Origin of the sequence: Streptomyces yangpuensis (assembly GCF_001005295.1) — a bacterium.
In the GTDB taxonomy this organism is placed as follows: Bacteria; Actinomycetota; Actinomycetes; order Streptomycetales; family Streptomycetaceae; genus Streptomyces; species Streptomyces yangpuensis.
The window spans coordinates 88099-100682 of sequence record NZ_LBMK01000006.1 but is presented as its reverse complement, the minus strand read 5'-3'; the positions used below and the strand labels follow the sequence as shown (position 1 = coordinate 100682).

Genomic DNA, 12584 nt, shown 5'->3' with positions numbered 1-12584 from the left:
GTGGGTCGGGTGGGTCGGTACCGCCCCGAGGGTTACTGACCGTCAGATCCCATGGCGGGGCCGCCGTGTGCGTGATGCTCGACGATCCGCCCCAGGAGGCGGGTGAGCTGCTCGCGCTCCGCCGCCGACAGGGGGGTCAGGAGTTCGCCCTGGGCCGCGTCGAGGAGCTGCTCCAGCCGGCGCAGCCGCCGCCGGCCGAGCGGGGTGAGGGTGATGACGTTGCGCCGGCGGTCCCCGGGATCGGGGGCGCGCTCGACCAGTTCGCGCGCGGCGAGTTCGTTGATGACGGCGACCAGGTCGCTGCGGTGGATGCCGGTGCGGTCGCTCAGTGCGGCCTGGCTCGCCGGGCCGGACTCCTCCAGGGCGACCAGAGCCGCATAGTGCCATTTATGGGCATCTGCCCGGCCCAGGGCCTCGGTCACCAGGCGCTGTGCGTGGGTGGACGCCTGTCCCAGCAGCCGGCTGGGCAGTTCGCGCAGTCGCGCGGGGACGGCCGCGCCCCCGTTCTCTCCCGTGGTCATGGGGTGATGCTACGCGCTTGCGTTGGTGTCACTAACGATATAGTTTCGTTTGTGGCACTAACGTTAGTCACGCGAACGATTATGGAGAGGGTCTCCCATGGCCACGATCGACGTACTCGACTCGACGATGTACTACGAGGACCGGGGCGAGGGCACGCCCTTCGTCTTCCTGCACGGCAATCCCACCTCCTCCCATCTCTGGCGGCACGTGCTGCCCCGGATCGAGGGTCCGGTCCGGGTCCTGGCCCCCGACCTCATCGGCATGGGCCGGTCCGGCAAGCCGGGCGGGGAGTACGCCTTCGCCGACCACGCCCGCTACCTGGACGCGTGGTTCGACGCACTCGGGCTCGACGAGGCGGTGCTGGTCGGTCAGGACTGGGGCGGCGCGCTCGCCTTCGACCGGGCCGCCCGCCACCCCGGGCGGGTGCGCGGGATCGCCTTCATGGAGACGATCGTGCGCCCGATGGGGTGGGGCGAGTACCCGCCCGCCGCGCGTGCCCGGTTCGAGGCGATACGCACCCCCGGAGTCGGGGAGGAAATGGTCCTCGACCGGAACATCTTCATCGAGGACAGCATCCTGCAGACCGTGCTCACCCCGATGGCCGAGGCGGACCGCGCGGTCTACGGCGCCCCGTACCCCACCCGCGAGAGCCGGCTGCCCATGCTGAAGTGGGCCCGCTCGCTGCCGATCGGCGGAGAGCCGGCCGACGTCGTCGCCGTCGTCGAGCGGTACGACGCCTGGCTGGCCGGCAGCCCCGAGGTGCCCAAGCTCCTGCTCACCTTCGACGGCTCGCCCGCCCTGATGGTCGGCGCGGAGGCGGCCGCCTGGTGCGAGCGGAACATCTCGGCGCTGGAGAGCGAGTACTGCGGGGCCGCGGCGCACCTCTGCCCGGAGGACCGGCCCGAGGAGATCGCCGCCGCCGTCAACGCCTGGGCCGCCCGCCACGGGCTCGCCGGCTGAGCCGCGCCGACGCAGCCCCGGGCTCCGAGCCGCCCCGCCACCTACGCCGCCCGCCGCCTACGTCGCCCCCGCCCCCCGCCTACGCCGCGCCGGCCCAGCCCGACAGAAGACCTGAACGCGTTCAAGGCGGGGCGGGCTGCCGCGCGCCGCACCGCACCGGCGACCTGCTGCCCGCCGGCTCCCGCCGGCGCTTGAGGGCATACGAAAGCATCCTCCCGGCCCGCCGCCCCTCCGGGCGCGGGTGCGTGCCTCGTCGTCGCGGCCGGACATGTACTAGAGTTATCTCGACATCGAGATATCTGCCGAAGGCGTACCGCAGCCGCCCCCGCTGGTAAGGGCTACCTAACTTAGCCTTACCTTAGCGGATTGGCCAAGGGGCGTGGCGGCAGGATGCGGTAAACGCGCGAATTCATGCATGAAGGAGACTGTCGTGTCGGCGAACAGCTTCGACGCCCGCAGCACGCTGCAGGTGGGCGACGAGTCGTACGAGATCTTCCGGCTGGACAAGGTCGAGGGCTCCGCCCGCCTGCCCTACAGCCTGAAGGTGCTGCTGGAGAACCTGCTCCGCACCGAGGACGGCGCGAACATCACCGCCGACCACATCCGGGCGCTCGGCGGCTGGGACTCCCAGGCCCAGCCCAGCCAGGAGATCCAGTTCACGCCGGCCCGCGTGATCATGCAGGACTTCACCGGCGTCCCCTGCGTCGTGGACCTCGCCACGATGCGTGAGGCCGTGAAGGCCCTCGGCGGCGACCCGGCGAAGATCAACCCGCTCTCGCCCGCCGAGATGGTCATCGACCACTCGGTCATCGCCGACAAGTTCGGCACGAAGGACGCCTTCGCGCAGAACGTCGAGCTGGAGTACGGCCGCAACAAGGAGCGCTACCAGTTCCTGCGCTGGGGCCAGACCGCCTTCGACGACTTCAAGGTCGTCCCCCCGGGCACCGGCATCGTCCACCAGGTCAACATCGAGCACCTGGCCCGCACGGTCATGGTCCGGGGTGGCCAGGCCTACCCCGACACCCTCGTCGGCACCGACTCGCACACCACCATGGTCAACGGCCTCGGCGTGCTGGGCTGGGGCGTCGGCGGCATCGAGGCCGAGGCCGCGATGCTCGGCCAGCCGGTCTCCATGCTGATCCCGCGCGTCGTCGGCTTCAAGCTGACCGGCGAGCTGCCCACCGGCACCACCGCCACCGACCTGGTGCTGACCATCACCGAGATGCTGCGCAAGCACGGTGTCGTCGGCAAGTTCGTCGAGTTCTACGGTGAGGGCGTCGCCGCCACCTCCCTCGCGAACCGCGCCACCATCGGCAACATGTCGCCGGAGTTCGGCTCCACCGCCGCGATCTTCCCGATCGACGGCGAGACCCTGAAGTACCTCAAGCTCACCGGCCGCTCCGAGCAGCAGGTCGCGCTCGTCGAGGCGTACGCCAAGGAGCAGGGCCTGTGGCTGGACCCGGCCGCCGAGCCGGACTTCTCCGAGAAGCTGGAGCTCGACCTCTCCACGGTCGTCCCCTCCATCGCCGGCCCGAAGCGCCCGCAGGACCGCATCGTCCTCGCGAACGCCGCCCAGCAGTTCGCCCAGGACGTGCGCAACTACGTCGACGACGTGGACGAGGCGGGCAAGGAGTCCTTCCCGGCCTCCGACGCCCCGGCGAACCACCCGAACGGCAGCCCCTCGAAGCCCACCCTGGTCACCCTGGCCGACGGCTCCTCCTTCGAGATCGACCACGGCGCCGTCACCGTCGCCGCGATCACCTCCTGCACCAACACCTCGAACCCCTACGTCATGGTCGCCGCGGCGCTCGTGGCCAAGAAGGCGGTCGAGAAGGGCCTGACCCGCAAGCCGTGGGTCAAGACCACCCTGGCCCCGGGCTCGAAGGTCGTCACCGACTACTTCGACAAGGCCGGCCTGACCCCGTACCTCGACAAGATGGGCTTCAACCTCGTCGGGTACGGCTGCACCACCTGCATCGGCAACTCCGGTCCGCTGGACGAGGAGATCTCGAAGGCGATCAACGAGCACGACCTCGCGGTCACCTCGGTGCTCTCCGGCAACCGCAACTTCGAGGGCCGGATCAACCCCGACGTCAAGATGAACTACCTGGCCTCCCCGCCGCTGGTCGTCGCGTACGCCATCGCGGGCTCCATGAAGGTGGACATCACCACCGAGGCCATCGGCATCGACACCGAGGGCAACCCGGTCTTCCTGAAGGACATCTGGCCCTCCGAGGCCGAGGTGAACGACGTCGTGGCGAACGCCATCGGCGAGGACATGTTCAGCAAGTCCTACAGCGACGTCTTCGCGGGCGACGCCCAGTGGCAGGCGCTGTCGATCCCGACCGGCAACACCTTCGAGTGGGACCCGCAGTCCACCTACGTCCGCAAGCCCCCTTACTTCGAAGGCATGACGATGGAGACCACCCCGGTCTCCGACATCGCCGGCGCCCGCGTGCTGGCGAAGCTGGGCGACTCGGTCACCACCGACCACATCTCCCCGGCCGGTGCGATCAAGGCCGACACCCCGGCCGGCAAGTACCTCACCGAGCACGGCGTCGAGCGCCGCGACTTCAACTCGTACGGTTCCCGCCGCGGCAACCACGAGGTCATGATCCGCGGTACCTTCGCCAACATCCGCCTGCGCAACCAGATCGCGCCGGGCACCGAGGGCGGCTTCACCCGCGACTTCACCGTCGAGGGCGGCCCGGTCTCCTTCATCTACGACGCCTCGCAGAACTACCAGGCCGCCGGCATCCCGCTGGTCATCCTGGCCGGCAAGGAGTACGGCTCCGGCTCGTCCCGCGACTGGGCGGCCAAGGGCACCGCGCTGCTCGGCGTCAAGGCCGTCATCGCCGAGTCCTACGAGCGCATCCACCGCTCCAACCTGATCGGCATGGGCGTCCTGCCCCTGCAGTTCCCCGAGGGCGCCACCGCGGCCTCGCTGGGCCTCACCGGCGAGGAGACCTTCTCCTTCACCGGTGTGGAGGAGCTGAACAACGGCACCACCCCGCGCACCGTCAAGGTCACCACCGACACCGGTGTGGAGTTCGACGCGGTCGTCCGCATCGACACGCCGGGTGAGGCCGACTACTACCGCAACGGCGGCATCATGCAGTACGTCCTGCGGAACCTCATCCGCGGCTAAGGGCGCGCCAGGCGGAGCGATCCGCCGTCTGTCGGCACCATAGGGCCGTACCCCCGACGAGGGGGTGCGGCCCTTGTCGCTTTGCGCGGCGGCGGTCCCGGATGACGGACAGGTCTCAACTCGGAAAAGCCGGGAACGATCCTTGTGCACGATCTTGCTCAGTCGAGCGGAAGTGGACTATACCTGTGCCCGTCCGGGCCGCCACTGTGTGACGAGCGGCCCCGGGCCGGGGGCTGCCGGGGGACCTGCGGTGATGCCCGCATGCACGGTAACTGCCGCGATTTCCGGCCTCCTTCACACTTCTGACGAAGGCGAGGACATGAGCATGGGATCCACTGGTGAGGGCCTCGGCCGCCGTGATCTGATCAAGCGTTCCGCAGCGCTCGGACTGATCAGCGTGCCGACGATGAGCTTCCTGTCCGCCTGCGCCTCCGGCGGTGGGGACACGACGAAGGGCCCCGACAAGGCGGCCGTCTCCAAGGAGAACCCCTTCGGCGTCTCGAAGGGGGGCAAGATGGATGTTGTCGTCTTCAAGGGAGGCTTCGGCGACGACTACGCGAAGGCCTGGGAGGCCGCCTTCGACAAGAAGTGGGGCACCACCAGCTCCCACCTGGGCACCCAGGAGATCACCGGCAAGCTCCAGACCCGCTTCAACGGCGGCAACCCGCCGGACGTCGTCGACAACTCCGGTGCCCAGAAGATCAAGCTGGACGTGCTCTTCAAGAGCAACCAGCTCGCCGACCTCACCCCCGTGCTGGACGCACCCTCCCTCGACGACCCGGCCAAGAAGGTCCGCGACACGCTCATCGCGGGCACCATCGAACAGGGCACGCAGGGCGGCAAGTTCGTCTCGCTGAACTACGTCTACACCGTTTACGGCTTCTGGTACTCCGGGAAGCTCTTCAAGGAGAAAGGCTGGACGCCGCCCAAGACCTGGGACGAGTTCCTCGCGGTCTGCGCCAAGGCCAAGGAGGCCGGCCTCGGCGGCCTCGCCCACCAGGGTAAGTACCCGTACTACATCAACGTCGTCATCATGGACCTGATCGCCAAGAAGGGCGGTCTGGAGGCCATGAATGCCATCGACAACCTGGAGCCGAACGCCTTCGAGGGCAGCGCGGCCGCCCTCGCCGCCGTCGAGGCGGTCTACGAGGTGGTCGAGAAGGACCTGCTCCTGCCCGGCACGAACGGCCTGACCCACACCGAGTCCCAGACCTCCTGGAACCAGTACAAGGCCGCCTTCATCCCGTCCGGCTCCTGGCTGGAGAACGAGCAGCTCAAGCAGACGCCGGACGACTTCGACATGCAGTTCCTGCCGGTCCCGGTGCTCGCCGACAGCAAGCTGCCCTTCGAGGCCATCCGGGCCGGCGCGGGCGAGCCCTTCATCGTCCCGGAGAAGGCCGCCAACAAGCCCGGCGGTCTGGAGTTCATCCGTTCGATGCTGTCCCGCGAATGGTCGACCATCTTCGCCCAGCAGGCCAACTCACTCACCGTGGTCAAGGACGGCGTGGACCCGGGCGTGAAACTGCGTCCCGGCACCCAGTCGGCGGTGGCCGCCCTCAAGGCGGCGGGATCGAACACCTTCAACTACCTTTATCCCGACTGGTACAGCGAGATGGACACGGCGATCCAGGACGCGTCCAACGAGCTGATGGCCAAGCGGATTCAGCCGAAGGAGTGGATCAAGCGGGCCCAGGCGGCGGTGAACAAGGCGGCGCAGGATCCCAACGCCAAGAACAACCGTCGCAGCTGACAGCACGCCCCACCGGTCACCGGCACACCAGGGACGGACACCATGAGCCAAGTAGTCCAGGGCCGGGGACGGGCCGGCTTCATCGTCGGCTTCCTCCTCGCACCCCTCGCGCTGTACCTGACCTTCGTCATCTGGCCGTACGTACAGACGTTCGGCTACTCCTTCACCAACTGGTCGGGGCAGTCGCCCACGTTCGACTTCGTCGGCATGGACAACTACTCCGCCCTGCTGAAGGACGAGGTCTTCCGCGGAGCCCTCTGGAACAACCTGCTGCTCCTGGTGTTCGTCCCGGTGGTCACCATCCTGCTCGCCCTCTTCTTCGCCTTCATGGTGAACGCGGGCGGGCGGGGCGGGGCCGGCGGCGTACAGGGCGTGGCGGGCTCACGCCTCTACAAGGTCGTCTACTTCTTCCCGCAGGTCCTCTCCCTCGCCATCCTCGCGGTCCTCTTCGGCGCCGTGTACCGCACCGACGAGGGCGGCCTGCTCAACGGCGTCCTCATCCGCCTCGGCATCGTCGACCGGCTGCATCCGATCGAATGGCTGAACGAGCCGAGGCTCGTCCTGTGGTGCCTGCTCCTCGTCGTGGTCTGGCACGGCGTGGGCTTCTACCTCGTCCTCTTCTCCGCGGCCATGCAGTCCATCCCCAAGGACATCTACGAGGCGGCCCTCCTCGACGGGGCGGGACGCGCGCAGACCTTCTTCCGGGTCACCCTGCCCCTGCTCTGGGACTCCGTACAGACGTCCGCGGTCTATCTGGGCATCGCCGCGATGGACATGTTCGTCCTGGTGTCGACGATGACCTCCGGCCAGTTCGGCGGCGGCCCCGACCACCACAGCGAGGTCATGGCCACCGTCCTGATGCGGAACTTCCTCTACTTCGGCAAGAGCGGCTACGCCTGCGCCATGGGCGTGGTCATGCTCGTCCTCACCATGATCCTTTCCGTCATCACGCTGCGCGCCACCCGCCGCGAGCGCATCGAGTTCTGAGCGGGAGACCGTCATGACCACAGTGATCAAGGCTCCGGGCGAATCCGCGGCGGAGCGCTCCGGCGGAACCGGACCCGGCGGGCAGCGCAGCGGCGGACGCTCCGAGGGCATGGTCCTCAACGTCTTCTCCCACGGCTTCCTCGTCGTCTGGGCCGTGATGATCGTGCTGCCGCTGATCTGGCTGGCGCTCGGCTCCTTCAAGACCGACGCGCAGATCGGCGGCTCGGCCCTCAGCTGGCCCGCCAACTGGAACTTCGACGCGTTCGGGCGGGCGTGGGACAAGGGCATCGGCGACTACTTCGCCAACACCCTCATCGTGATGGTGTTCTCCGTCCCGCTGACGATGCTGTTCGGCTCGATGGCGGCGTACGTCCTGGCCCGCTACCCCTTCCCGGGCAACCGTTTCATCTACTACTTCTTCGTCAGCGGGGCGATGTTCCCCGTGTTCCTCGCGCTCGTCCCGCTGTTCTTCATGGTCAAGCGGTTCGACATGCTGAACACGTACCAGGGCCTGATCCTCGTGTACGTGGCGTACTCGATGCCGTTCACCGTCTTCTTCATGCACTCGTTCTTCCGCACGCTGCCGACGGCGGTGCACGAGGCGGCGGTGATCGACGGCGCCTCCGACACCCGGATCTTCTTCCAGGTGATGGTGCCGATGGCCAAGCCCGGCCTGATCAGCGTCGGGATCTTCAACGTCCTGGGCCAGTGGAACCAGTACATCCTGCCCTCCGTGCTGATGCAGCCCCAGACGGGATCGGACCCCGAGCGCTACCTGCTCACCCAGGGTCTGATCCAGCTCCAGCAGCAGCAGGGCTACGAGACCGACCTGCCCGTGCTCTTCGCGGGCGTGACCATCGCGATGATCCCGATGCTGGTGGTCTACCTGTCCTTCCAGCGCCAGATCCAGGCGGGCCTGACCTCGGCGACGCTGAAGTAGCGGCCCCAGGGGCAGACGCAGCCTCAGGTCTTCCGCAGCTTGTACAGACGCCCGGAGCCGGGGCCGCCGATCTCCTGCCGGATCCGGGGCTCCCCGGCGGTGCCGTCGACGCCCCAGGCCTGCCAGTGGCACTCGGGGATCTCCACGCGGACCTCCTGCGACCACACGTCCCGCCCCGGCTCGTACGACCAGGTGCCGGAGCCCGAGCACCGCCGTGAGGGGTCGTCCGGGTGGTCGCCGGGCCGGTGCACGCCGATGCCGGAGGCGGTGACCCGGCCGTCCGGGGTGAAGACAAGGGTGTTGCCCGTGTGGTCGGACCAGCTGCCGGTCATGGTCTCGGGCCCGATCCGCGGCGGCTCGTACGCGGGCAGCAGGCCGACGGCGAGCCCGAGCGCGCCGACCACGCCAGTCCCCGCCACCACCGCCGTGCCCCACAGCGCAACCCGCCGCAGGAGGCCCTCGCCCCGGGGGAGGGCGACCACCACGCCCAGGGAGAGGGAGGCCGTGGCCGAGGCCCAGAAGACCAGCGTTTCCACCGGCCGGGCGTCGTTGTACGTCGCGAAGATCAGGACGGGCGCCGCCAGCAGGGCCGCCACCGCCGCCGGCGCCGCCCACCAGGCCGTACGCCCGCCGAGCCCCCGGGAGAGGAGGTCGACCAGCGCGACCGCCGGCAGCACGAAGACCAGCGTCAGCAGGAACGAGACGAAGCCGACGAGTGGCGTGAGGGCGATCAGGCTCCCCCCGATGCCGGCCCAGTCGGAGGGCATCTCCGGCGGCGGCTGCGTCCGCACGTACACGAGGACCACCACCGCCGTCAGCGCGACCTCCAGGCATCCCACCAGCGTCGAGACCACCAGCGCGCGGCCGTACGACCGTTTCTGACGCATGCTCAACCCCCCTTGATGGCCCGGCGGACGGACACGTCCGCCCGGCCGGCGATGTCACGGATCCATAGTGCCAGCCGGGCTGAACGTGTTCAATTCATCCTGCCTCCGGCTACAGCCACGTGCCGAAGCGGCGGATGTGCCAGGCCTTCACGAGCTGGGTCAGGGTGCAGTACGCGAGCAGCACGCCGATCAGCCACGGGAAGTAGCCCGCCGGCAGGGCGACGAAGCCCAGCGAGGAGGCCAGCGGCGAGAAGGGCAGCCAGAGCCCGGTCAGCACCGCGAGGACGGTCATCAGCATCACCGGCCAGGAGGCGCGGGACTGGACGAAGGGGATCTTCCGGGTGCGGATCATGTGGACGATCAGGGTCTGGGAGAGCAGGCCCTCGACGAACCAGCCGGACTGGAAGAGGGACTGGTTCGCCGCGCTGTCGGCCGCGAACACGTGCCACATGATCAGGAACATCGCGATGTCGAAGATCGAGCTGATCGGACCGATGGTGACCATGAAGCGGCCGATGCCCTTGGCGTCCCAGTTGCGGGGCTTGCGCAGGTACTCCTCGTCCATCCGGTCCCACGGGGTCGCCAGCTGCGCGATGTCGTAGACCAGGTTCTGGACCAGCAGCATGATCGCGAGCATCGGCTGGAAGGGGATGAAGGCGCTCGCGACCAGCACCGAGAAGACGTTGCCGAAGTTCGACGACGCCGTCATCCTGATGTACTTGATCGTGTTGCCGAAGGTGGTCCGGCCCTGGAGGACGCCCTGCTCCAGGACGGTGAGGTCCTTCTCCAGCAGGATGATGTCCGCGGACTCCTTGGCGATGTCGACGGCGGTGTCCACGGAGATGCCGACGTCCGCGTCGCGCAGCGCGGCCGCGTCGTTGATGCCGTCGCCGAGGAAGCCGACGGTGTGCCCGTCGGCCTGCAGCGCCCGGACGATCCTGGCCTTCTGGACCGGGTTGACCTTGGCGAAGACCGTCGTACGGGCGGCCAGCGCGCGCAGCTCGGTGTCGTCGAGGGCGTCGGTCGCGGGGCCGAGGACCACGGTGCCCACGTCGATGCCGACGTCCGCGCAGACCCGGGCGGCGACGAGCTCGTTGTCGCCGGTGACGACCTTCACCGTGATGCCCTTGTCGGCGAGCGCCTCCAGGGCCCGGGCGGCGTCGGCCTTCGGCGGGTCGAGGAAGGCGAGGAAACCGACCAGGGTCAGCCGGTCCTCGTCGGCGACGCCGTAGGTGTCGCGGGGGTCGGTGATCGTGCGGGTGGCGACGGCGAGCACCCGCAGGCCCCGCCGGTTGTTGTCCTCGGCGATCCGGGTGACGTGCCACCGCAGCTGCTCGGTCAGTTCCACCCTCGCGCCGCGGTCGGTCATGTGCGTGCAGAGCGCCAGGACCTCCTCCACCGCACCCTTGGTGATCATGACGTGTCCGGCCTGTCCGGTCTGTCCGGCCTGTCCGGCGTCCCCGGAGCCGCCCGCGAGCGGGTTGCGGGCCAGGACCACCGACATCCGGCGCCGGGCGAAGTCGAAGGGGATCTCGTCGACCATGGAGAAGCGTGTGTCGACGACAACCTCCTCGGCCTCGCCCACGCGGTCGATGACCGCCCGGTCCATCAGGTTCCGCAGGCCGGTCTGGAAGTGGGCGTTGAGGTAGCCGTACTCCAGGACCTCGCCGTCCTCGTTGCCGTGCACGTCCAGGTAGCGGTCCAGGACGATCCGGTCCTCGGTGAGGGTGCCGGTCTTGTCCGTGCAGAGCACGTCCATCGCGCCCAGGTTCTGGATCGCGCCCAGCCGCTTGACGACCACCTTGCGCCTGGCCATGGCGACCGCGCCGCGGGCGAGGTTGGCCGAGACCACCATCGGGAGCATTTCGGGGGTCAGGCCCACGGCCACGGCGATGCCGAAGAGGAAGGCCTCGTCCCAGTCGCCCTTGGTCAGGCCGTTGATCATGAAGATGACGGGGACCATGACCAGCATGAAGCGGATCAGCAGGAAGCTGACCTTGCGCACACCGGTGTCGAAGTTGGTCTGCGGGCGCTCGCCGACCAGGGAGCCGGCCATCGAGCCGAACCAGGTGTCGGAGCCGGTGGCGACGACGACCCCGGTGGCGGTGCCGGAGGTGACCGAGGTGCCCATCAGAGCCAGGTTGTCGGCCTCGACCGGGTCCGTGGTGGCCTGCTGGCCGAGGTCCTGCACGCGGGTGTCCGCCTTGGCCACCGGCAGTGACTCGCCGGAGAGCGCGGCCTGGCTGATCATCAGGTCCTTCGCGGTGAGCAGCCGCAGGTCGGCCGGGATCAGGTCGCCGGCGGCCAGCTTGACCACGTCGCCGGGGACCACCTGGTCCATGGGCACCTCGAGGGTGGTGGGCAGGGAACCGCTGCCGGCCCGGCGCTGGACCGCGCAGGTGGTGGTGACGAGCTGCGCCAGCGCGTCGGCGGCGCGCCCCGAGCGGAACTCCTGCCAGAAGCGCAGCAGCCCGCTGATCCCCACCATCACGGAAAGGATGACCACACCGGGGTCGGCGGGGTCCTGCCAGTACATGACGGCGGCCAGGAGGACCAGGACGGCGATGAAGGGGTTCCGGAAGGCCTTCGCGAGCTGGACGTACCAGCGCGGGGCGCGCTCCTGGGCGACGGCGTTCGGGCCGTGGCGCTCCAGGCGCAGTGCGGCCTCGGCGCGGGTGAGGCCGCCGGGGGACGCGTCCACGGACTGCAGCGCCCGGACGCCCGGGGCGGCGCTGAGCCCGGCGAGCCGCTCGCCGACGAGCCGGGTACGGGACTCCAGCTCGGCGGCCCTGCGCTCGCGGCGGGATCGGCCCGGCGGCGCGAGCCTGGCCGGGGTACGGGGGGTGAGCATGGTCATGGCACATACCTCCCTCCGCGGTTCCCGGGCAGCACGGAGCCGCACGGTCACGCGGAGTGATCAGGGGTCGGCGTGCGACGGCCGCGCGGGCCGTCGCGTAGCCGACGGACAGAGATGACGCACGCCGGACGGGGCCGCCCGGTCCTGCGGCAGGGAGGGGAAGGTGAGGAAAGACGCGAAAGGTACGCGAAAGGAATGCGAGAGGAACGCGAAAGGAACGCAGCCGCGCACGGGGCAGGCGGCGGACCGCTGCCCTGCGCACTCATGGAGAGGCCGGTGGGTCAGCCGTTCGGCGGATCAGCCGGAGAGAGCGCTGCGAAGACTTCGATCGGGACTCATCCCGAACACCTCCTCGCGTCGCGCTGACATGGCAGGCGCCCGGTCCGGCCGGAAGGGCCGCAGAGGACCGGCGCCTCAGCGACCGTAACACGATCCACTGGGCCGCTCCCTCCCCCTTTCGGCCGGTAGGCCCGTTTCGTGTCGTGTCAGCCTCTTGACGTGCGGATGCGCAAAGGCTCGACTTAAGGTTCACA

At 69.2% G+C, this 12584-nt stretch carries 8 protein-coding genes; 5 read left to right on the top strand and 3 right to left on the bottom strand.

What is annotated here, in order from left to right:
• Positions 1 to 32 precede the first annotated feature (32 nt).
• Positions 33 to 521, bottom strand: a complete 489-nt coding sequence (locus AAT21_RS26900) for a MarR family winged helix-turn-helix transcriptional regulator (protein ID WP_046779527.1) — start codon at positions 519 to 521, stop codon at positions 33 to 35.
• A gap of 97 nt (positions 522 to 618) precedes the next feature.
• Between AAT21_RS26900 and AAT21_RS26895 the strand changes: the two genes are divergently transcribed.
• From AAT21_RS26895 to AAT21_RS26875, 5 genes are all read left to right on the top strand, one after another.
• Positions 619 to 1482, top strand: coding sequence for a haloalkane dehalogenase (locus AAT21_RS26895; RefSeq protein WP_046779526.1), 864 nt, complete (start codon positions 619 to 621; stop codon positions 1480 to 1482).
• Positions 1483 to 1912: 430 nt separating this feature from the next.
• On the top strand, positions 1913 to 4630 hold the full coding sequence (acnA, locus tag AAT21_RS26890) for an aconitate hydratase AcnA (protein WP_046779697.1): 2718 nt from the start codon (positions 1913 to 1915) through the stop codon (positions 4628 to 4630).
• Between the two features lie 325 nt (positions 4631 to 4955).
• Positions 4956 to 6380: an N-acetylglucosamine/diacetylchitobiose ABC transporter substrate-binding protein gene (ngcE, locus tag AAT21_RS26885; RefSeq protein ID WP_046779525.1), complete on the top strand. Its 1425-nt coding sequence runs from the start codon at positions 4956 to 4958 to the stop codon at positions 6378 to 6380.
• Positions 6381 to 6422: 42 nt separating this feature from the next.
• Positions 6423 to 7367 carry a carbohydrate ABC transporter permease gene (locus AAT21_RS26880; RefSeq protein ID WP_046779524.1) on the top strand — a complete coding sequence of 315 codons (945 nt, stop codon included), beginning with the start codon at positions 6423 to 6425 and terminating at the stop codon, positions 7365 to 7367.
• Positions 7368 to 7380: 13 nt separating this feature from the next.
• Entirely contained in the window at positions 7381 to 8307 is a 927-nt protein-coding gene (locus tag AAT21_RS26875) for a carbohydrate ABC transporter permease (protein ID WP_046779523.1), read from the top strand.
• 23 nt (positions 8308 to 8330) lie between these two features.
• Here the strand turns inward: AAT21_RS26875 and AAT21_RS26870 are convergent, their stop codons facing one another.
• Both AAT21_RS26870 and mgtA read right to left on the bottom strand, forming a co-directional pair.
• Positions 8331 to 9194, bottom strand: a complete 864-nt coding sequence (locus tag AAT21_RS26870; protein ID WP_046779522.1) for a hypothetical protein — start codon at positions 9192 to 9194, stop codon at positions 8331 to 8333.
• Positions 9195 to 9303: 109 nt separating this feature from the next.
• Positions 9304 to 12051, bottom strand: a complete 2748-nt coding sequence (gene mgtA / locus AAT21_RS26865) for a magnesium-translocating P-type ATPase (protein WP_107081401.1) — start codon at positions 12049 to 12051, stop codon at positions 9304 to 9306.
• Between the last annotated feature and the right edge of the window lie 533 nt (positions 12052 to 12584).

What these genes read in the sequence shown, in the direction of transcription:
- AAT21_RS26895 (WP_046779526.1), top strand. Translation starts at nt 619, where the DNA reads ATGGCCACGATCGACGTACTCGACTCGACGATGTACTACGAGGACCGG.
- AAT21_RS26870 (WP_046779522.1), bottom strand. Translation starts at nt 9,194, where the DNA reads ATGCGTCAGAAACGGTCGTACGGCCGCGCGCTGGTGGTCTCGACGCTG.
- mgtA (WP_107081401.1), bottom strand. Translation starts at nt 12,051, where the DNA reads ATGACCATGCTCACCCCCCGTACCCCGGCCAGGCTCGCGCCGCCGGGC.
- AAT21_RS26875 (WP_046779523.1), top strand. Translation starts at nt 7,381, where the DNA reads ATGACCACAGTGATCAAGGCTCCGGGCGAATCCGCGGCGGAGCGCTCC.
- ngcE (WP_046779525.1), top strand. Translation starts at nt 4,956, where the DNA reads ATGGGATCCACTGGTGAGGGCCTCGGCCGCCGTGATCTGATCAAGCGT.
- AAT21_RS26900 (WP_046779527.1), bottom strand. Translation starts at nt 521, where the DNA reads ATGACCACGGGAGAGAACGGGGGCGCGGCCGTCCCCGCGCGACTGCGC.
- AAT21_RS26880 (WP_046779524.1), top strand. Translation starts at nt 6,423, where the DNA reads ATGAGCCAAGTAGTCCAGGGCCGGGGACGGGCCGGCTTCATCGTCGGC.